The organism is Klebsiella sp. HC6 (genome assembly GCF_022605325.1).
Taxonomy (GTDB): Bacteria; Pseudomonadota; Gammaproteobacteria; order Enterobacterales; family Enterobacteriaceae; genus Klebsiella; species Klebsiella terrigena.
Genome location: NZ_CP093276.1, coordinates 3,691,339 through 3,712,267, shown reverse-complemented (window position 1 = coordinate 3,712,267; position 20,929 = coordinate 3,691,339). Strand labels below are relative to the sequence as shown.

Below are 20,929 nucleotides of genomic sequence, written 5' to 3'. Positions count from 1 at the left end.
TCGTGACGGCAAAACTACGCGTTGGAGTGGTGGGTCTGGGCGGCATTGCGCAGAAGGCCTGGCTGCCGGTGTTAGGCGCCGCGGACGGCTGGACGCTGCAGGCGGCGTGGTCTCCGGGGAAAGAGAAGGCGCTGCGCGTCTGCAAAACCTGGCGCATACCCTACGCTGACTCTCTGGAGCAGCTGGCGGCGCAGTGCGATGCGGTATTTGTCCATACCTCAACGGCCTCGCATTTTGAGGTCGTCAGCCGGCTGCTTGGCGCCGGGGTGCACGTTTGCGTGGATAAGCCGCTGGCGGATAAGCTCAGCGACGCCGAATCCCTGGTCGAGCTGGCCGCCCGCCGCGGGCTGACGCTGATGGTCGGATTTAACCGTCGCTTTGCGCCGCTTTATCGCGAGCTGAAAGCGCATCTGGACGATGCCGCCTCGCTGCGTATGGATAAGCATCGCAGCGACAGCGTCGGTCACGACCTGCGCTTTACGCTGCTTGATGACTACCTGCACGTGGTCGATACCGCGCTGTGGCTGGCCGGCGGGAAGGCGCGTCTCAGCGGCGGTCTGCTGCAAACCACCGCCCAGGGCGAAATGCTCTATGCTGAGCACCGCTTCAGCTCGCCGCAGCTGGAGGTTACCACCAGCATGCACCGGCGCGCCGGCAGCCAGCGGGAGTGGGTGCAGGCGGTTACCGACGGCGGCCTGTATGAGGTTCGCGATATGCGCGAGTGGCAGGAAGAGCGCGGTCAGGGCGTGGTTCAGCGTCCGGTTCCCGGCTGGCAAACCACCCTCGAGCAGCGCGGCTTTGTCGGCTGCGCGCGTCATTTTATCGAATGCGTGCAAAATCAGACGGTTCCCGAAACCGCTGGCGAACAGGCGCTGCTGGCCCAGCGCATCGTTGAAAAGCTGTGGCGCGAGGCGATGAGCGAATAATTCGTTGTAACATCTGGCAGTAGTAATTCATGACGAACCCGGTAGACTATCGCCACTTTCCAGCGCCCGCCATTGCGGGCGTTTTACTTCAGGGTTGTGGAAAACACCTCAATGAACCTTTTAAAATCACTGGCGGCAGTTAGTTCGATGACCATGTTTTCGCGCGTGCTGGGCTTTGCGCGAGACGCCATCGTCGCGCGTATTTTTGGTGCCGGCATGGCGACGGACGCCTTTTTTGTGGCGTTCAAATTACCGAATCTGCTGCGGCGCATTTTTGCCGAAGGCGCGTTTTCTCAGGCGTTTGTACCGATACTGGCTGAATATAAAAGCAAGCAGGGCGAAGACGCTACCCGCGTATTTGTCTCCTACGTTTCAGGCCTGCTGACGCTGGTTCTGGCGGTCGTGACCGTGCTCGGCATGCTGGCCGCGCCGTGGGTCATCACCGTGACCGCGCCAGGGTTTGCCGACTCCCCGGATAAGTTTGCGCTGACGACCCAGCTGCTGCGCATCACCTTTCCCTATATTTTGCTTATCTCTCTGGCTTCGTTAGCTGGCGCAATCCTTAATACCTGGAACCGTTTTTCGGTCCCCGCCTTTGCGCCGACTTTTCTTAACGTCAGCATGATTGGCTTTGCGCTATTTGCGGCGCCGTATTTCCACCCGCCGATGCTGGCAATGGCGTGGGCGGTCACCGTCGGCGGCGTGCTGCAGCTGGCGTATCAGCTGCCGCATCTGAAAAAAATCGGCATGCTGGTGCTGCCGCGTATCAGCCTGAAAGACGCCGGTGCGGTGCGGGTCGTCAAACAGATGGGGCCGGCGATCCTCGGCGTATCCGTCAGCCAGATCTCACTGATTATCAACACCATATTCGCCTCTTTCCTCGTTTCCGGGTCGGTCTCCTGGATGTACTATGCCGATCGCCTGATGGAGTTTCCCTCCGGCGTGCTGGGCGTAGCGCTGGGGACTATCCTGCTGCCGTCGCTGTCGAAAAGCTTTGCCAGCGGCAATCATGACGAGTACTGCCGTTTGATGGACTGGGGGCTGCGCCTGTGCTTCCTGCTGGCCCTGCCGAGCGCGGTGGCGCTGGGGATCCTCGCGAAGCCGCTGACGGTAGCTCTGTTCCAGTACGGCAAGTTTAGCGCCTTTGATGCGGCGATGACCCAGCGCGCGCTGGTGGCCTATTCCGTCGGCCTGATGGGGCTAATTGTCGTTAAGGTCCTGGCGCCGGGGTTCTACTCGCGCCAGGATATTAAAACGCCGGTTAAAATCGCCATCGTCACCCTGATTATGACCCAGGTGATGAACCTGATCTTTATCGGCCCGCTGAAGCATGCCGGACTGTCGCTCTCAATCGGGCTTGCCGCCTGCCTCAATGCCGCGCTGCTCTACTGGCAGCTGCGTAAGCAAAAAATATTCACCCCGCAGCCGGGCTGGTTTGCCTTCCTGCTGCGTCTGGTGATTGCGGTGCTGGTGATGTCTGCGGCGCTGCTCGGGATGATGTATATCATGCCGGAGTGGTCCCAGGGGACCATGCCGTTCCGTCTGCTGCGCCTGATGGCGGTGGTGGGGGTTGGCGTGGTGGCCTATTTTGCCAGCCTGCTGCTGCTGGGCTTTAGGGTGAAAGAGTTTGCCCGACGCACGGCCTGAAGCTAAACGCCGGGTAGAAACAGACCCGTTCCGCAGCGCGGAGCGGGTTTTTTTATTCTCCTGCGCGCTGCAGCGCAGCGATCCGCGCGTTTTCCAGCAGGCGAATGGCAAGGGCGATTGCGCCCGCGACGACGGCCAGAATCACCACGCCGCTCCAGCCGGCTATCACGTACAGCCTGCTGCCGAGCACGGAGCCGAGCGACATACCGATAAAGACCCCGGTGAACAGCAGGGCGTTCAGCCTGCCGCGGGCCTGCGGTTCCAGGCCGTAGACGAGGTTCTGGTGCGCCACGAGGCTTGACTGCAGGCCAAGGTCGAAGCCGATAGCCGCGATAGCGATCAGCACCAGCTGGCCGTGAGGCGGCAGTACCGGCATCAGGAACATCAGGGCAAAAGAGAGGGTAACCAGCGCGGCGCCCAGCTGGGTGACCTTCCCGGCGCCATATTTATCCGCCAGGCCTCCGGCCAGCGGTGCGGCGAGCGCGCCTGCGGCCCCGGCGATGCCGAATCCGCCGGCAACGGCGCTGCCCATCTGATAGCGTTCGAGCAGCATGACCGCCAGCGTTGACCAGAAGGCGCTGAAGGCGACGGAGAGAAAGCCCTGCGCCAGCGCGGCGCGGCGCAGGGCGGGGTAGCGCTGCCAGAGGTGCGCCATCGACTTCATCAGCTGCGGATAGCTCAGCGCGGAGTGAATTTCAAACCGCGGCACCACCCGCCACATCAGCAGGCCAATCAGCGCGATGCTTACCGCCGCAGCCTGGTACATCACCCGCCAGCCAAATAGCGCGCCGACCACGCCGCTCACCGTTCTTGAGAGCAGGATCCCCAGCAGCAGGCCGGTCATGACGGTGCCGACCATTTTTCCCTGTTTCCCCGCCGGGGCGAGGATTGCGGCCGCCGGAACGATGTCCTGGGCCATCGTCGCCGCCATCCCGATCAGCAGGCTGACAATCAGCAGGGAAGTAAGCTGCCCCGTCAGGCTACACAGCAGCAGGAGCACGGCCAGCGCCGCGCTTTTCAGCAAAATGAGCGTACGGCGGTCATGACGATCGCCCAGCGGCAGAAGAAACAGAATGCCGAGCGCGTAGCCCGCCTGAGTCAGGGTAGGAACCAGCCCCATGCCTTCAACGCTAAGATGCAGATTGGCACCCATCAGCGGCAGCAGCGGCTGAGCGTAGTAAATAGAGGCGACGCTAAAACCTGCGCCAAGTGCGAGTATGAAGATAATCCAGCCGGCTTCGCGGGAGGAGAGTGTTGTCGGTGCCATGATAAAGCCCTCGTAGATGCGATGGCGCTATTTTTCCCTGAATCCGGCTGGCGCGGTAGATAGCGTGGTGGTAAAACGGTTATACGCAAAACGTATAGGCATAGTGGGTATGAAACGGCAGGAACGTATAGACCGAATTGAACTGATGCGCACCTTTATTCGAATCGTCGAAGCCGGCTCGCTTTCTGCCGCTGCGCTGCAGATGACCACGACCCAGGCGACGGTGAGCCGGCGCCTGCAGTCGCTGGAGGGGCTGCTGGGCAGCAAGCTTATTCTGCGAACCACCCATGCGATGAAGCTGACCGACGACGGCGAGCGCTGCTATCAGCATGCGCGTCGGGTGGTTGACGCGTGGCTGGCGCTGGAGGATGACCTGAGCATTGCCGATGACCGACCCGTTGGGGTGCTGCGGGTTCGCGCGCCGCACGCTTTTGGCCAGCAGCAGCTGCTGGAGCCGCTGGTCAGCTTTCTGCAGCGCTATCCTCAGCTCTCCGTAGAGTGGATGCTGAATGACAAAAACGTTGATTTTCTTAGCGATAATATCGATTGCGCGATTCGCGTCGGGGCCGAAGTGGATCCGGAGACGGTGTCGGTGCTGCTGGCTGAGGTACCGCGCAGCGTGGTCGCCTCTCCCTCTCTGCTGGCGCGCTATCCGGCATTAGAAACGCCCCAGCAGCTGTCGCAGCTGCCGTGGGTGGCGATCAGCACCTTTTATCAGCATGAGGTGAAGTTATTCCATCAGGAGCAAAATCAGCAGCAGGTCTTCGGCATCGTGCCGTGCCTGAGCACCGACAGCGTGTACGTGGCGCGCAATACCGCGCTGGCGGGATTGGGAGTGGCTATCGTTTCAAGCTGGGCGGTGGTGGAGGATATCGCTGCCGGACGGCTGGTCGAGCCGTTCCCGCAGTGGCGAGCTTCTTCGCTGCCGGTCCATCTGGTCTATCCGTGGGCGCGGTACTATCCGACCCGGTTGCGCAAGTTTCTCGACCTGATGCGCGAGGTTATGCCGCAGGTTGCCGGCATGCAGCGCCCGGAAGGGGAATAAAAAAAACCGGCCAGAGGCCGGTTTTTTTAGACTTAACGCTTACTCGACGGACTGTGGGCGGGTTGGTTCCGCCGTAGCCTGATGAGTTGCGCTATGGCCGCCGGCAGAACCTTTGCCGTCGAACGCGAACGACGGGCGAACCCAGTCGCTGCGACGCGGTGCTTCCGGTTCGTAGGCTGGAGCCGGGGCGCGGGTCATCGGTGCGGTAGCGTGGCGGTCAGAAACGATAGCCGCTGCGGCAACGGGAGCGGGCGCTACCGCGGCAACAGGGGCCGGCGCTGCTGCCGGTGCCGGGTCAACGACCTGCGGTGCCACAGCCTCTTCCACTTCAGCCGGCGCCTCTGCCTGGACTGCAGGCTCGGCGTCAACGACGGCGGTTTCAGGCTCGGCAGCCGTCTGCTCAACCACGGCTTCTTCGTCTACGGCTGCAGACTCAGCGGCGATGGCAGGCTCAACCACGGCTTCAGCTTCTGCTTTAACTTCAGCAACTTCAGCTTCTACTGCGTCTTCGGCTACGGTCTCGGCAACGACTTCCTCAGGCGCCGCCTGCGGTTCGCTGGCGATAATCTGCGCAGCCGCTTCCGGCGCTTCGGCTTCGCTGGCAGCGACGTCAGCCGCGACTGGAGCGATGACTTCCGTAACGGCCGGTTCGCTAACGATCTGCTCGGCAACAACAGCTGGCTCGGTAACAACAGCTGGCTCGACAACAACAGCTGGCGCGACGGTTTCGGCAACAGCCTGAACCTGCGGCTCTTCCTGCTGCTGGTCGTTCGGGCGGGCTACCGGGTAACGGATCCAGATTTTACCTGAAGCCATTTCCGGCGACGCGCAGGCTACGGTCAGCGGCATCGGTGATTGAGTCGGATAACGCTCGTCGCGGTAGCGACGACGACGCTGGCCGCTCACGCGCAGGTGGCGCGGCGAACGACGGGAGCGACGCGGCATACCGTTAGCATCACGGGATTCGTTGCTCTCTTCGTGCTCGACGTGAGTCTCAACAACCGCAGGCAGGTCAACTTTCGCCAGTTCAGTACGCGGAGCCACAACAACGTCTGGCTGCGCTTTCTCAGCTACGGCTTCAGCTGCTTCTACGGCGACTTCCGCTACCGCAGATTCAATGCGAACCTTCTGGGCCAGCTGGCGAGGTTTACGACGCGGCATGTTCTGAACGCGCTCTTCCAGCTCAGCTTCCTGCAGAACAACCGGCTCATCCTGTACCTTAACGGCTTCCAGCGGTGCCTGACGCTTATCGTCATTATTACGACGACGGTTGCGTTCACGGCGCGGCGGCTGCTCGTCACGGGATTTCGCTTTTTCCGCTTCGTCGCCGGTGGCCTGGCGAGGTTCGCGCTGCTCGACGTTCTGCTGCTGCTTCTCACGACGGTTACGGCGGTTCTCCTCGCGAGATTCACGAGACTCACGGCCTTCGCCATTTTCGCTGCGGTTATCGCGATCGGCACGCTCTGCACGGTTATCGCGCTCGGCACGGTTGTCGCGGTTGTCACGATTTTCGCGGTTATCGCGACTATCACGACCTTCACGGTTGTCACGACGATCGTTACGATCGCGGCGATTATTGGTGCGCGGTTTACGACGCTCCTGCTGGCGCTCCGGCTTCTCTTCGACCTTTTTCTCTTCCTGGACTTCAGCCGGTTTGGCTTCTTCCGTACCAGAGAAGATATTTTTCAAGGCGCCAAAGAAGCGAGAAATCAGGCCCGGCTGGGCCGGCGCTGAGGCCACGGCCGCTGTCGGTGCGCTGGCTGCTGCAGCGACGGCTTCAGGCTCTTCATATGCCGGTGCAGGCGGCGCATCCGGCATCACGAAGGTTGCCAGAGCCGGCTGTTCCGGACGTTTACGTTCCGCCGGTTCTTCATCAGCCGGCAGCGCCATCTCTTCTTCATGCAGCTTCGGCAGCAGATAGCTCAGGGTAGAGGTCTCTTCGCCTTTGCGCACGCGCAGCACGGAATAGTGCGGGGTTTCCATCTGGTCGTTCGGCACGATGATAACGCGCACGTCGCCCTGACGGGTTTCGATAGCGCTTACCGCCGCACGTTTTTCGTTTAGCAGATAGGACGCAATTGGCACAGGAACGATCGCGTGAACTTCCTGGGTATTCTCTTTCAGCGCTTCTTCTTCAATCAGACGCAGAATGGAGAGCGACAGGGATTCGTTATCGCGCACGGTGCCGGTGCCGCTACAGCGCGGGCAGACGTGATGGCTGGATTCGCCGAGCGACGGGCTCAGGCGCTGACGCGACATTTCGAGCAGGCCGAAGCGAGAAATATGGCTGATCTGGATGCGCGCGCGATCCTGACGTACGGCTTCGCGCAGGCGGTTTTCTACCGCGCGCTGGTGGCGTACCGGAGTCATATCGATAAAGTCGATAACGATCAGACCGCCGAGGTCGCGCAGACGCAGCTGGCGGGCAATCTCATCGGATGCTTCAAGGTTGGTGTTGAAGGCGGTTTCTTCGATGTCGCCGCCGCGGGTTGCGCGTGCGGAGTTGATATCGATCGCGGTCAACGCCTCGGTGCTATCGATAACGATAGAGCCGCCGGACGGCAGACGAACTTCGCGCTGGAAAGCGGATTCGATCTGCGATTCGATTTGGTAGTGGCTGAACAGCGGGATTTCACCGGTGTAGAGCTTAATTTTGCTGCTGAAGTCCGGACGACCCAGCGCGGCGATGTGCTGGCGAGCCAGCTCAAGCACTTTCGGGTTATCGATAAGAATTTCACCGATATCCTGACGCAGGTAGTCGCGGAACGCGCGCACGATAACGTTGCTTTCCTGGTGGATCAGGAACGGCGCCGGGCGGCTTTCAGCGGCTTTCTGGATAGCTTCCCAGTGCTTCAGGCGGAAGCTCAGGTCCCACTGCAGCGCTTCGGCAGATTTGCCGACGCCCGCGGTGCGTACAATTAGCCCCATACCGTCCGGCAGCTCGAGGCTGGCCAGCGCTTCTTTCAGCTCGGTGCGATCGTCACCCTCGATGCGGCGGGAAATACCGCCGGCGCGCGGGTTATTCGGCATCAGTACCAGATAGCTGCCTGCCAGGCTGATAAAGGTAGTGAGCGCGGCGCCTTTGTTGCCACGTTCTTCTTTATCAATCTGAACGATAACTTCCTGACCTTCACGCAGCACATCCTTAATGTTAGGACGGCCGTGAGCGTTGTAGCTGGCTGGGAAGTATTCGCGGGCAATTTCTTTAAGAGGGAGGAAACCATGACGCTCGGCGCCGTAATCAACAAATGCGGCCTCCAGGCTAGGTTCAATACGGGTGATTTTGCCTTTGTAGATGTTCGCTTTTTTCTGTTCGTGCCCGGGGCTTTCGATATCCAGGTCGTACAGGCGCTGCCCATCAACAAGGGCGACGCGCAACTCTTCCTGCTGAGTTGCGTTGATTAACATTCTTTTCATCGTAACTTACTCATTATTCTTACATTGACGACTAAGCTGCGGGCAGAGTAACGCCTTGCCGGGGGAAACCGATGGCCTCGTGTCTGTTTCACGTCGCCAACCTCACGGTTGTCGCGCGCTTAAGAGGCGCAGAGTGTCGGTCGCCTGCATTTCAAACGGAAACACAGCGCAATTGTCAGGGGAATTGCCTGGGATGTATCACCAGAGAAGATTCCATTTATACGCTTCATGCATCGAGCTGCTTTTGCACTGGCTGCGCTCGTTCATCCCTGTTACCTGGCGATGCAGGCTTCCGGGGATTCACTCTCTTGCTGCCATGACGCATCTCGAATAATTTTGCGTATATTCTATCGTCTTTCACGTTGCAGGCGTGTTGGCTTAACCTGCTCATCACAATCATGCGATTATCATGAGCTCCCGGGGATACCCGGAGTCGACGCCTTCCTGCGACGTGAAATCCATAGAGCCTGTACCGGTAAGGACTGCAACCCGCAGCCCGCTAACTGTCTGAAAGATCAATACGTCTTACGCCATTGCTGCGTTGATGATCGGTCAGACAAAATTGGTCATTCCGCTAATCTCTTGTTCTAACAAGATTCAACACGGAAAACGGCATCATTATTCCATTGCTAAGCTTGTTATAGCAAGTTGACTTTTACCTTTTATCACCCGGTTACTCACAGTTTTATCACCTGCGTATACAGATTGTTCTAATAACAAACAAAACGACGATGACCCATACGATGAAAACCGGATAATGATAAATATAAGCATATAAAAATGAGTGGCGCTAATGCGTCGGGCTATTTAGAATCGCGCACCATGAAAACTGAGACCCCAACCGTAAAAATGGTTGCCATTACCGCTGATGAAGCCGGGCAACGCATCGATAACTTTTTGCGTACGCAGCTTAAGGGCGTACCGAAGAGCATGATTTATCGCATTCTGCGTAAAGGCGAGGTGCGGGTAAACAAAAAACGCGTCAAGCCTGAGTACAAGCTGGAAGCAGGCGATGAGATCCGTATTCCGCCGGTCCGCGTAGCCGAGCGTGAGGAAGACGCGGTCTCCCCGCATCTGCAAAAAGTCGCGGCTCTGGCGGACGTGATTCTGTATGAAGACGATCATATCCTGGTGCTCAACAAGCCTTCCGGTACCGCGGTTCACGGCGGCAGCGGCCTGAGCTTTGGCGTGATTGAGGGCCTGCGCGCGCTGCGTCCTGAGGCGCGCTTCCTCGAGCTGGTGCACCGTCTTGACCGCGATACCTCCGGCGTGCTGCTGGTGGCGAAGAAGCGTTCCGCGCTGCGTTCGCTGCATGAGCAGCTGCGCGAGAAGGGGATGCAAAAGGATTATCTGGCGCTGGTGCGCGGGCAGTGGCAGTCGCATACCAAAGTGGTACAGGCGCCGCTGCTGAAAAACATCCTGCAAAGCGGCGAGCGTATCGTGCGCGTGAATCAGGAAGGCAAGCCGTCGGAAACCCGCTTTAAGGTAGAAGAGCGCTTTACCGACGCCACGCTGGTGCGCTGCAGCCCGGTGACCGGTCGAACCCATCAGATTCGCGTGCACACGCAGTATGCCGGGCACCCGATCGCGTTTGACGATCGCTACGGCGATCGGGAATTCGATAAGCAGCTAACGGGAACTGGCCTCAATCGCCTGTTCCTGCACGCCGCGGCGCTGAAGTTTACCCACCCGGGCACGGGTGAGGTGATGCGCGTTGAAGCGCCGCTGGACGGCCAGCTGAAGCGCTGCCTGCAGGTGCTACGCGACAAGAAGTAGCGGAACGGCGGATGCGCTCTCCGCCGCTTTCACCGCGCGGGCCGATAAGCCCGCGGCGGTGATGCTCAGAACGTGGATCCGCGCTTCAGGCGAGCAGCGGGTTATAGCCTTCTCTGCGCAGCATCTGACAAAGCGCAATCAGCGGCAGGCCCACCAGCGTATTGGGGTCCCGGCCTTCTAAGCGCTCGAAAAGCGTGATCCCCAGCCCTTCGCTTTTAAAGCTCCCGGCGCACTGCAGCGGGTTCTCTTTACGCACGTAGGTCTCTATCTCCCGGTCGCTTAAATGGCGAAAATGAACGTCAAAGGGCTCGCATTCGGTTTGCAGATGGCCGTTCGCCGAGTTGTAGAGCGCCAGACCGGTGTAAAAGGTCACGATGGTGCCGCTGGCTTTTCTTAACTGCAGGCGGGCGTTCTCTTCGCTATGCGGCTTACCGGTGATTTCGCCATCCAGGACGCAAACCTGATCGGAGCCTATAATGAGATGCTGCGGGTAGCGGGCGACGAGAGCCTGCGCCTTAGCCTGCGCCAGACGTACGACCAGCTGGCGAGCGGACTCGCCGGGGTGAGAGGTTTCATCGACCTCAGGCGCCGCGCACTCAAACGGCACGGAGAGTTTCTCCAGCAGCATGCGCCGCCAGGGCGAGGTCGACGCCAGGATAAGCTCAGACATATTTTTTCATCCACATATAGCGCTTCGAAGAGCATCATTTTAAACTATGGGCCGCAATGTGTGCGAATAAATGGCAAAAGGCAACCTGAGGCTGCCTTTTTCTTTGACTCTATGACATTACAAAGTTAATATGCGCGCCCTATGCAAAAAGTAAAATTACCCCTGACTCTTGACCCGGTTCGCACGGCTCAAAAACGCCTTGATTACCAGGGCATTTATGCTCGCGATCAGGTAGCACGTGTGGCCGATTCTGTAGTCAGCGTGGACACCGATGTGGAATGCAGCATGTCGTTCGCTATTGATAACCAGCGTCTTGCCGTTATAACCGGCGATGCGACGGTGTCAGTAACCCTCGAATGTCAGCGTTGCGGGAAACCGTTCCCCCGTCATGTCCACACAACGTATTGTTTCAGCCCGGTCAGAAATGACGAACAGGCCGAAGCACTGCCGGAAGCGTATGAGCCGATTGAGGTTAACGAATTCGGTGAAATCGATCTGCAAGCGCTGGTTGAGGATGAAATTATTCTCTCCTTGCCTGTAGTTCCGGTGCATGATTCTGAACACTGTGAAGTGTCCGACGCGGACATGGTTTTTGGTGAACTGCCTGCAGAGGCACAGAAGCCAAACCCATTTGCCGTATTAGCCAGCTTAAAGAATAAGTAATTGAGGAGTAAGGTCCATGGCCGTACAACAGAATAAACCAACCCGTTCCAAACGTGGCATGCGTCGTTCCCATGACGCTCTGACCGCAGTCACCAGCCTGTCTGTAGACAAAACTTCTGGTGAGAAACACCTGCGTCACCACATGACTGCCGACGGTTTCTACCGCGGTCGCAAGGTTATCACTAAGTAATCACGCGATACTCTATGAACTTCGTGTTGCATGAAGTCCGTGCAGTTAACGGTGCTGCAGCGTGAAGGACAACGAGTATAAGCGTGGTGAAGCTTAGTGAGGATTTCCCCAGGTAACTGGGGAATAACCGAACCGGGCAGCGACGATACCTTGACACGTCTAACCCTGGCGTTAGATGTCATGGGGGGCGATTTTGGTCCCTCCGTGACGGTGCCTGCAGCACTGCAGGCACTGATCTCTAATTCGCAACTCACACTTCTTTTAGTCGGCGACCCCGACGCCATCACGCCATTACTTGCCAAAGCTGATTTCGAACAACGTTCACGTCTGCAGGTTATTCCTGCGCAGTCAGTTATTGCCAGTGATGCGCGACCCGCGCAGGCGATTCGCAGCAGCCGCGGAAGCTCAATGCGCATGGCGCTCGAGCTGGTGAAAGAGGGGCGGGCAGAGGCCTGCGTCAGCGCGGGCAATACCGGCGCGCTGATGGGGCTGGCAAAACTATTGCTCAAGCCCATTGAGGGGATTGAGCGCCCGGCGCTGGTGACGGTACTGCCGCACCAGCAGAAGGGGAAAACGGTGGTGCTGGATCTTGGTGCCAACGTCGACTGCGACAGCACCATGCTGGTCCAGTTTGCGGTGATGGGGGCGGTACTGGCGGAAGAGGTTGTCGGTATTGAAAATCCCCGCGTCGCGCTGCTGAATATTGGCGAAGAAGAAATGAAGGGCCTCAGCAGCATTCGCGACGCCGCGGCGGTTTTGAAAACGCTGCCGTCTCTCAACTATATAGGCTATCTTGAAGCCAATGAACTATTGACGGGCAAAACCGATGTACTGGTTTGTGATGGATTCACGGGCAACGTCACATTAAAAACTATGGAAGGTGTTGTCAGAATGTTTCTTTCGCTGCTGAAATCGCAGGGAGAGGGCAAAAAACGGTCGTGGTGGCTGCTGTTATTGAAACGTTGGTTACAAAAAAGCCTCGCAAGGCGATTCAGTCACCTCAACCCCGACCAGTATAATGGCGCCTGTCTGTTAGGATTGCGCGGTTCCGTGATTAAGAGTCATGGTGCTGCCAATCAGCGCGCCTTTAGCGTTGCAATAGAGCAGGCAGTGCAGGCGGTGCAGCGGCAGATACCTCAGCGGATCGCCGCTCGCCTGGAATCTTTATACCCAGCAGGCTTTGAACTGCCGGGGGGCGGCAGAAACGGGAACTCCCGACAGCAAAGCGGGACGAACGAGCAGGACTGACGCCCCGGCGGCTTGAACAAGGCGGGTATGTTACCCAAGAGTGACTGAGCGTACATGTATACGAAGATTATTGGTACCGGCAGTTATCTGCCTGAGCAAGTGCGTACTAACGCCGACCTGGAAAAAATGGTAGATACGTCTGACGAGTGGATTGTCACCCGTACGGGTATCCGTGAACGTCGTATTGCCGCACCGAATGAAACCGTTGCTACGCTGGGTTTTGAAGCTGCAAAAAATGCGCTGGATATGGCGGGCGTTAAGCCGGAGCAAATTGGTCTGATTATTGTTGCGACCACCTCCGGCACCCACGCGTTCCCGAGTTCGGCCTGTCAGATTCAGTCTATGTTGGGCATTAACGGCTGCCCGGCGTTTGACGTTGCCGCGGCCTGTGCCGGCTTCACCTACGCCCTGAGCATCGCCGACCAGTATGTCAAAAACGGTGCGGTAGACTACGCGCTGGTTATTGGCGCTGACGTTCTGGCGCGCACCTGCGATCCAACCGATCGCGGGACGATCATTATTTTTGGCGACGGCGCGGGCGCCGTTGTACTGGGCGCGTCCAGCGAGCCGGGCATTATCTCGACCCATCTGCACGCCGACGGCCGCTACGGCGAGCTGTTAACGCTGCCTAACGCCGATCGCGTCGATCCGGAAAATCCGATCTATCTGACGATGGCGGGTAACGAAGTCTTTAAAGTGGCCGTGACCGAGCTGGCGCACATTGTTGATGAAACGCTGGCGGCGAACAATCTGGAGCGTACCGCCCTGGATTGGCTGGTACCGCACCAGGCCAACCTGCGTATTATCAGCGCGACGGCGAGAAAGCTCGGGATGTCGATGGACAACGTGGTGGTGACGCTCGATCGTCACGGCAATACCTCCGCCGCCTCCGTTCCCTGCGCGCTGGACGAAGCGGTGCGCGATGGCCGCATTCAGCGCGGTCAGCTGATTCTGCTGGAAGCCTTTGGTGGCGGTTTCACCTGGGGTTCCGCGCTGGTTCGTTTTTAGTATAAGGATTTAGAGATGACGCAATTTGCTTTTGTGTTCCCGGGACAGGGCTCGCAGGCGGTCGGCATGTTGTCAGAGATGGCAGCCGCTTATCCGGTGATTGAAGAGACTTTCCGCGAAGCCTCCGCGGCGTTGGGTTACGATCTGTGGGCCCTTGCCCAGCAGGGCCCGGCAGAAGAACTGAATAAAACCTGGCAGACCCAGCCCGCGCTGCTGACCGCCTCCGTGGCGCTGTATCGCGCGTGGCAGCAGCAGGGCGGCCACGCGCCGGCTCTGCTGGCAGGCCATAGCCTTGGTGAATACTCCGCGCTGGTTTGCAGCGGGGTGATCGACTTCACCGACGCCGTGCGTCTGGTTGAGATGCGTGGCAAATTCATGCAGGAAGCGGTACCGGAAGGTACCGGCGCCATGTCGGCCATCATTGGCCTCGACGATGCGTCAATTGCTAAAGCCTGCGAAGAGTCTGCCGAAGGCCAGGTGGTTTCACCGGTCAACTTCAACTCTCCGGGGCAGGTGGTTATCGCGGGCAACAAAGAAGCCGTAGAACGCGCTGGCGCCGCCTGCAAAGCTGCCGGCGCCAAACGCGCGCTGCCGCTGCCGGTGAGCGTCCCGTCCCACTGCGCGCTGATGAAGCCTGCGGCGGAGAAACTGGCGGTTGAGCTGCAAAAAATCACCTTTAACACCCCGACTATTGCGGTGGTGAACAACGTTGATGTGAAGTGCGAAACCGCGCCTGACGCCATTCGCGACGCGCTGATCCGCCAGCTTTACAGCCCGGTTCAGTGGACCAAAAGCGTCGAGTTTATGGCCTCTCAGGGCGTAGAACATCTGTATGAGGTGGGCCCGGGTAAAGTCCTCACCGGCCTGACTAAACGTATTGTTGACACCCTGACCGCTTCCGCGCTTAACGAGCCTGCAGCGCTGTCTGCGGCGCTTGAGCAATAAAAGAGGAATATCATGAGTTTTGAAGGAAAAATCGCGCTGGTTACCGGTGCAAGTCGCGGGATCGGCCGTGCAATCGCTGAAACGCTCGTCGCCCGTGGCGCGAAGGTTATCGGTACTGCCACCAGCGAGAGCGGTGCGCAGGCGATCAGCGACTATTTAGGTGCTAACGGTAAAGGTCTGCTGCTGAATGTGACCGACCCGGCATCTATCGAATCTGTTCTGGGAAATATTCGCGCAGAATTTGGTGAAGTTGATATCCTGGTTAATAATGCCGGTATTACTCGTGATAACCTGTTAATGCGGATGAAAGATGACGAGTGGAACGATATTATCGAAACCAATCTGTCATCAGTTTTCCGTCTGTCAAAAGCAGTAATGCGCGCTATGATGAAAAAGCGTCATGGCCGCATTATTACTATCGGTTCTGTGGTCGGTACCATGGGAAATGCTGGTCAGGCTAACTACGCTGCGGCGAAAGCGGGTCTGATCGGTTTTAGTAAGTCGCTGGCACGTGAAGTCGCGTCCCGCGGTATTACTGTTAACGTTGTTGCTCCGGGCTTTATTGAAACGGACATGACGCGTGCGCTATCTGACGATCAGCGTGCGGGTATTCTGGCGCAAGTTCCGGCGGGTCGCCTCGGCGATGCAAAAGAAATCGCCAGTGCGGTTGCGTTTTTAGCTTCTGACGAAGCGGGTTACATCTCTGGTGAAACCCTGCACGTCAACGGCGGAATGTATATGGTCTGACCGAGTTTTGCGCAAAACGTTCAGGAACCGCGCAGTCTGTGCGGTTCCGGGTACGGTTTTGTGCAAAATGATTTGCGTTATGAGGGCAAACAGCCGCAAAATAGCGTAAAATCGTGGTACGACCTGCCGGGATTTAGTTGCAAATTTTTCAACATTTTATACACTACGAAAACCATCGCGAAAGCGAGTTTTGATAGGAAATTTAAGAGTATGAGCACTATCGAAGAACGCGTTAAGAAAATCATCGGCGAACAGCTGGGCGTTAAGCAGGAAGAAGTTACCAACAATGCTTCCTTCGTTGAAGATCTGGGCGCTGATTCTCTTGACACCGTTGAGCTGGTAATGGCTCTGGAAGAAGAGTTTGATACTGAGATTCCGGACGAAGAAGCTGAGAAAATCACCACTGTTCAGGCTGCCATTGATTACATCAACGGTCACCAGGCGTAAGTGAACATCTCCAGGCGGTCATTCGACCGCCTGAGTTTTATCTTTAGTTTGTCCCACAAGAATTTATTTTCCCTCCCTGGAGGACAACCGTGTCTAAGCGTCGTGTAGTTGTGACCGGACTGGGCATGTTGTCTCCTGTCGGCAATACCGTAGAGTCTACCTGGAAAGCTCTCCTTGCCGGTCAGAGTGGCATCAGCCTGATCGACCATTTCGATACTAGCGCCTATGCAACAAAATTTGCTGGCTTAGTAAAGGATTTTAACTGTGATGACATTATCTCGCGCAAAGAACAGCGCAAGATGGATGCCTTCATTCAATATGGAATTGTCGCTGGCGTTCAGGCCATGCAGGATTCTGGTCTTGAAATAACGGAAGAGAACGCGGACCGCATCGGCGCAGCTATTGGCTCCGGCATCGGCGGCCTCGGCCTGATTGAGGAAAACCACAGCTCGCTGACCAACGGCGGACCTCGTAAAATCAGCCCGTTCTTTGTACCGTCTACAATTGTTAACATGGTGGCCGGACATCTGACCATCATGTTTGGTCTGCGTGGGCCGAGCATCTCCATCGCGACCGCCTGTACTTCCGGTGTGCATAATATCGGTCAGGCCGCGCGTATCATTGCCTACGGCGATGCTGACGCTATGGTTGCCGGCGGTGCGGAAAAAGCCAGTACCCCGCTTGGCGTGGGCGGCTTTGGCGCAGCGCGTGCGCTCTCTACCCGCAACGACAATCCGCAGGCGGCAAGCCGTCCGTGGGATAAAGATCGCGACGGCTTCGTGCTTGGCGACGGTGCGGGCATGGTGGTGCTGGAAGAGTACGAGCACGCTAAAAAACGCGGCGCGAAAATCTACGCGGAAATCGTCGGTTTTGGTATGAGCAGCGATGCCTACCATATGACTTCTCCTCCGGAGAACGGTGCCGGTGCCGCGCTGGCAATGGTTAACGCCATTCGCGATGCGGGCATTGAACCAGGCCAGATCGCCTACGTCAACGCGCACGGTACCTCGACGCCAGCGGGCGATAAAGCGGAAGCTCAGGCCGTTAAGTCGGTCTTTGGCGATGCGGCTCGCAGCGTCATGGTCAGCTCGACCAAATCGATGACCGGGCACCTGCTGGGCGCCGCGGGAGCGGTAGAATCTATCTACTCAATCCTTGCGCTGCGCGATAGCGTGGTTCCGCCGACCATCAACCTGGATAACCCGGACGATGGCTGCGACCTGGACTTCGTTCCGCACGAAGCCCGCCAGGTTTCCGGTATGGAGTACACGCTGTGTAACTCCTTCGGCTTTGGTGGCACCAACGGTTCGCTGATCTTTAAAAAGGTCTAAGCGCGTTAGTCGCCTCATCCAGCCATGACTCAGGCCTGCATTTATGCGGGCCTTCTTTTTTCTTCAGCTTTCTCTGCTTGTCCTGCGTAATTCATCCTGCGACACTAGCGGGCCACCGATAAGGAGCCACTATGTTCTTGATTAATGGCCTTGAACAGGACGTCCTGGCCGCTAACGACCGGGCGATACAGTTTGGCGACGGATGCTTTACCACCGCGCGGATTGTGCAAAGTCACGTGCAGATGCTGCCTGCCCATCTGCGGCGTTTGCAGCAGGCCTGCGAAAAGCTGATGATCCCCTATACCCACTGGCAAACGCTGGAACAGGAAATGCTGCGCCTGGCGCAGGTTCAGAAAAGCGGCGTCCTCAAGGTTATCCTGACGCGCGGTTCCGGCGGCCGCGGCTATAGCGGTACGCTGTGCCAGCAGCCGACTCGTATCCTCAGCGTATCCCCGCTGCCGGCGCACTACTCCCGCTGGCGTGAAGAGGGCATCACCCTGAATCTGAGCCCGATACGGCTGGGGCGTAACCCGTCGCTTGCCGGCCTTAAGCACCTTAACCGCCTGGAGCAGGTGCTGATCCGCTCTCATCTTGAGCAGACGGACGCCGACGAGGCGCTGGTTCTTGACAGCGAAGGGTGGCTTACGGAATGCTGTGCCGCGAATCTGTTCTGGCGCAAGGGAGTGGAGGTATTTACGCCGCGCCTTGACCAGGCGGGCGTGAACGGGATTATGCGCCAGTATTGTATCGCGAGGCTGGCACAATCGCCGTTTCGCGTTGTCGAAGTCACCACGAGCCCTGATGCGTTGCGGGATGCCGATGAAGTGCTGATTTGCAATGCCCTGATGCCGCTGGTGCCGGTTCGCCGCTGGGACGAGAGCCGTTGGTCCTCGCGCGAGCTTTATCATTTTTTAGCCCCACTGTGTGAGCTGTCTGGTTAGTCATGAAGAAAATGTTACGTTTTATCCTGCTGTTGTTAGTGGTGTTCGGCATTGCCGCAGGCGTGGGCATGTGGAAAGTCCGCCAGCTCGCTGACAGCAAGCTGCTTATCAAAGAAGAGACCATCTTCACCCTTGACGCCGGCACCGGGCGCCTCGCGCTGGGCCAGCAGCTGTACGGTGACAAGGTCATCAACCGGCCTCGCGTCTTCCAGTGGCTGCTGCGCATTGAGCCGGAGCTGTCGCACTTCAAAGCCGGGACCTACCGCTTCACGCCGAAAATGACGGTGCGCGAAATGCTCCAGCTGCTGGGCAGCGGCAAAGAGGCCCAGTTCCCGCTGCGTTTCGTTGAGGGAATGCGGGTGAGCGACTATCTGCGCCAGCTGCGCGACGCGCCGTATGTGAAGCATACGCTGGCCGACGACAGCTATGAAACGGTAGCGAAAACGCTTGATCTTGAACACCCGGACTGGGTGGAAGGCTGGTTCTGGCCGGATACCTGGATGTATACCGCCAATACCAGCGATGTGGCGATCCTCAAGCGGGCGCATCAGAAGATGGTCGCCGAGGTGGACAAAGCGTGGGAAGGGCGGATGGATAACCTGCCGTACGAGGATCAAAACCAGCTGCTGACCATGGCGTCAATTATCGAAAAAGAGACGGCGGTAGCGGAAGAGCGCGATCGCGTGGCGTCGGTATTTATCAACCGCCTGCGTATCGGCATGCGTTTGCAGACCGACCCGACGGTGATTTACGGCATGGGTGAGAGCTATAATGGCAGGCTGACGCGCAAGGATCTCGAAACCCCGACGGCCTATAATACCTATGTGATTAGCGGTATGCCGCCGGGGCCGATCGCCGCGCCCGGAGAGGCTTCGCTGACCGCCGCCGCGCATCCGGCGAAAACGCCGTACCTCTATTTTGTCGCTGACGGCAAGGGCGGACATACGTTTAATACCAATCTGTCCAGCCACAACCGCTCGGTTCAGGATTATCTAAAAGTTCTTAAGGAAAAAAATGCGCAGTAATTACATCGTTATCGAAGGCCTGGAGGGCGCAGGGAAAACCACCGCGCGTAACCTGGTGGTGGAGGCGCTGGAACAGTCTGGCGTCAGCGATCTGCTGTTTACCCGCGAGCCGGGCGGCACCATCCTTGCCGAGAAACTGCGCAGCCTGGTTCTCGATATCCAGTCCACCGGCGATGAAGTGATTAATGATAAAGCCGAAGTGCTGATGTTTTATGCCGCCCGCGTTCAGCTGGTGGAAACGGTGATTAAGCCGGCCCTGGCCCGCGGGCAGTGGGTGATTGGCGATCGTCACGATCTCTCAACCCAGGCGTACCAGGGCGGCGGCCGCGGCATTGACCAGACGATGCTGGCGACGCTGCGCGACGCGGTGCTCGGCGATTTTCGTCCGAACCTGACGCTCTATCTCGACGTCACGCCTGCGGTGGGCCTCAAGCGCGCCCGCGCCCGCGGCGAGCTCGATCGCATTGAGCAGGAGTCGCTGGACTTCTTTAACCGGACCCGCGCGCGCTATCTTGAGCTGGCGGCGCAGGACCCGACGATTCGCACCATCGACGCCACCCAGCCGCTGGAAGCGGTCGCGCGCGATATCCGTGCGGTTATCAGCCAGTGGGTGGCGGAGCAGCGCGCATGAAATGGTATCCGTGGTTACGCCCGCCGTTCGAGCAGTTAGTCACCAGCTATCAGGCCGGGCGGGGTCACCATGCGCTACTGCTGCAGGCGCTGCCGGGAATGGGCGGCGATGCGCTGCTCTACGCGCTGTGCCGCTACCTGATGTGCCGACAGCCGGAAGGACACAAAAGCTGCGGCCACTGCCATAGCTGCCAGCTGATGCAGGCCGGTACCCACCCCGACTACTACACGCTGGTACCGGAGAAGGGCAAAAGCGCCCTCGGCATTGATGCCGTTCGCGACGTGAATGAAAAGCTCTATGAACGCTCGCGCCTCGGCGGCGCCAAGGTGGTGTGGATTAGCGACGCGGCGCTGCTGACCGATGCGGCGGCCAATGCCCTGCTGAAAACGCTGGAAGAGCCGCCGGAAAATACCTGGTTCTTCCTCGCCTGTCAGGAGCCGGCGCGGCTGCTGGCCACGCTGCGCAGCCGCTGCCGTCTGTATCATCTTGCTCCGCCGGCGGAGTCCTATGGCCTGGCGTGGCTGGCGCGCGAGGTAACGCTTGAGCAAAACGCGCTGCTGGCCGCGCTGCGCCTGAGCGCCAACGCGCCAGCGGCGGCGCTGGAGCTGCTCGAAGAGAGCCGCTGGGCCGCCCGGCAGCAACTCATCCAGACTCTGGCAAACGTACTAACCTGCGGTGACTGGCTAACGCTGCTGCCGATTCTGAATCATGAACAGGCCGCCGTTCGCCTGCACTGGCTGGCATCGCTGCTGCTGGATGCACAAAAAAGGCAGCAGGGAATCTCCCTGGTGAGCAACCCCGATGCCTGGACGCTGATAAGCCAGCTGGCGCAGGCGCTGCCCGCCAGCCGCCTGCAGGCTATTGCGCGGGACGTCAGCGCCTGCCGAGAGCAGCTGCTGAACGTGGTCGGCGTCAACCGCGAACTGCTGCTAACCGAGCGCCTTCTGCGCTGGGAACATTACCTGCAACCTGGGGCGGTTCTGCCCGTTTCCCATCTCTGAGCGA

The 20,929-nt window shown here is 58.6% G+C and carries 19 protein-coding genes; 16 read left to right on the top strand and 3 right to left on the bottom strand.

The features are described from left to right. Positions 1-2 precede the first annotated feature (2 nt). Positions 3-926, top strand: coding sequence for a Gfo/Idh/MocA family protein (locus MMW58_RS17880; protein ID WP_133597465.1), 924 nt, complete (start codon positions 3-5; stop codon positions 924-926). Positions 927-1,037: 111 nt separating this feature from the next. Next, positions 1,038-2,573: a murein biosynthesis integral membrane protein MurJ gene (gene murJ / locus MMW58_RS17875; RefSeq protein ID WP_133597467.1), complete on the top strand. Its 1,536-nt coding sequence runs from the start codon at positions 1,038-1,040 to the stop codon at positions 2,571-2,573. A 52-nt stretch (positions 2,574-2,625) separates the two neighbouring features. Here the strand turns inward: murJ and MMW58_RS17870 are convergent, their stop codons facing one another. Then, positions 2,626-3,840: an MFS transporter gene (locus tag MMW58_RS17870; protein ID WP_133597469.1), complete on the bottom strand. Its 1,215-nt coding sequence runs from the start codon at positions 3,838-3,840 to the stop codon at positions 2,626-2,628. Positions 3,841-3,856: 16 nt separating this feature from the next. On the opposite strand from MMW58_RS17870, the gene MMW58_RS17865 reads away from it, so the two are divergent. Continuing rightward, positions 3,857-4,885: a LysR family transcriptional regulator gene (locus tag MMW58_RS17865; RefSeq protein WP_241721757.1), complete on the top strand. Its 1,029-nt coding sequence runs from the start codon at positions 3,857-3,859 to the stop codon at positions 4,883-4,885. 39 nt (positions 4,886-4,924) lie between these two features. Here the strand turns inward: MMW58_RS17865 and rne are convergent, their stop codons facing one another. Next, positions 4,925-8,302 carry a ribonuclease E gene (gene rne / locus MMW58_RS17860; RefSeq protein WP_241721756.1) on the bottom strand — a complete coding sequence of 1,126 codons (3,378 nt, stop codon included), beginning with the start codon at positions 8,300-8,302 and terminating at the stop codon, positions 4,925-4,927. Positions 8,303-9,124: 822 nt separating this feature from the next. On the opposite strand from rne, the gene rluC reads away from it, so the two are divergent. Continuing rightward, the gene (gene rluC / locus MMW58_RS17855; protein WP_166646121.1) at positions 9,125-10,078 is read left to right on the top strand and encodes a 23S rRNA pseudouridine(955/2504/2580) synthase RluC; all 954 of its coding nucleotides are present in this window, start codon (positions 9,125-9,127) and stop codon (positions 10,076-10,078) included. 85 nt (positions 10,079-10,163) lie between these two features. On the opposite strand, the gene MMW58_RS17850 is transcribed toward rluC, so the two are convergent. Continuing rightward, the gene (locus MMW58_RS17850; RefSeq protein ID WP_241721755.1) at positions 10,164-10,748 is read right to left on the bottom strand and encodes a Maf family protein; all 585 of its coding nucleotides are present in this window, start codon (positions 10,746-10,748) and stop codon (positions 10,164-10,166) included. A gap of 141 nt (positions 10,749-10,889) precedes the next feature. Here MMW58_RS17850 and yceD point away from each other — a divergent pair, with 141 nt between their 5' ends. The 12 genes from yceD to holB all read left to right on the top strand — a co-directional run bounded on the left by yceD (position 10,890) and on the right by holB (position 20,925). Further along, positions 10,890-11,411, top strand: a complete 522-nt coding sequence (gene yceD / locus MMW58_RS17845; RefSeq protein WP_041144962.1) for a 23S rRNA accumulation protein YceD — start codon at positions 10,890-10,892, stop codon at positions 11,409-11,411. 16 nt (positions 11,412-11,427) lie between these two features. Then, positions 11,428-11,601: a 50S ribosomal protein L32 gene (gene rpmF, locus MMW58_RS17840; RefSeq protein WP_071844907.1), complete on the top strand. Its 174-nt coding sequence runs from the start codon at positions 11,428-11,430 to the stop codon at positions 11,599-11,601. A 150-nt stretch (positions 11,602-11,751) separates the two neighbouring features. Next, complete coding sequence (gene plsX, locus MMW58_RS17835) at positions 11,752-12,849, top strand: phosphate acyltransferase PlsX (protein ID WP_206110955.1); 1,098 nt, start codon at positions 11,752-11,754, stop codon at positions 12,847-12,849. Positions 12,850-12,903: 54 nt separating this feature from the next. Next, entirely contained in the window at positions 12,904-13,857 is a 954-nt protein-coding gene (locus MMW58_RS17830; RefSeq protein WP_133597475.1) for a beta-ketoacyl-ACP synthase III, read from the top strand. A gap of 15 nt (positions 13,858-13,872) precedes the next feature. After that, the gene (gene fabD / locus MMW58_RS17825) at positions 13,873-14,802 is read left to right on the top strand and encodes an ACP S-malonyltransferase (protein WP_241721754.1); all 930 of its coding nucleotides are present in this window, start codon (positions 13,873-13,875) and stop codon (positions 14,800-14,802) included. A 12-nt stretch (positions 14,803-14,814) separates the two neighbouring features. Next, positions 14,815-15,549 (top strand): 3-oxoacyl-ACP reductase FabG, encoded by a 735-nt coding sequence (gene fabG / locus MMW58_RS17820; protein WP_041144966.1) that lies wholly within the window; start codon positions 14,815-14,817, stop codon positions 15,547-15,549. A 210-nt stretch (positions 15,550-15,759) separates the two neighbouring features. Further along, positions 15,760-15,996 (top strand): acyl carrier protein, encoded by a 237-nt coding sequence (gene acpP / locus MMW58_RS17815; RefSeq protein WP_000103754.1) that lies wholly within the window; start codon positions 15,760-15,762, stop codon positions 15,994-15,996. Between the two features lie 89 nt (positions 15,997-16,085). Continuing rightward, entirely contained in the window at positions 16,086-17,327 is a 1,242-nt protein-coding gene (fabF, locus tag MMW58_RS17810) for a beta-ketoacyl-ACP synthase II (RefSeq protein ID WP_045854842.1), read from the top strand. A gap of 131 nt (positions 17,328-17,458) precedes the next feature. Then, positions 17,459-18,268 (top strand): aminodeoxychorismate lyase, encoded by an 810-nt coding sequence (pabC, locus tag MMW58_RS17805; RefSeq protein WP_159236441.1) that lies wholly within the window; start codon positions 17,459-17,461, stop codon positions 18,266-18,268. Between the two features lie 2 nt (positions 18,269-18,270). Next, complete coding sequence (gene yceG, locus MMW58_RS17800) at positions 18,271-19,293, top strand: cell division protein YceG (protein WP_159236440.1); 1,023 nt, start codon at positions 18,271-18,273, stop codon at positions 19,291-19,293. Next, complete coding sequence (gene tmk, locus MMW58_RS17795; RefSeq protein ID WP_095096417.1) at positions 19,283-19,924, top strand: dTMP kinase; 642 nt, start codon at positions 19,283-19,285, stop codon at positions 19,922-19,924. Before yceG ends, tmk begins: the two co-directional genes overlap by 11 nt. Beyond that, positions 19,921-20,925 carry a DNA polymerase III subunit delta' gene (gene holB, locus MMW58_RS17790; protein ID WP_241721753.1) on the top strand — a complete coding sequence of 335 codons (1,005 nt, stop codon included), beginning with the start codon at positions 19,921-19,923 and terminating at the stop codon, positions 20,923-20,925. Before tmk ends, holB begins: the two co-directional genes overlap by 4 nt. Positions 20,926-20,929: the final 4 nt, after the last annotated feature.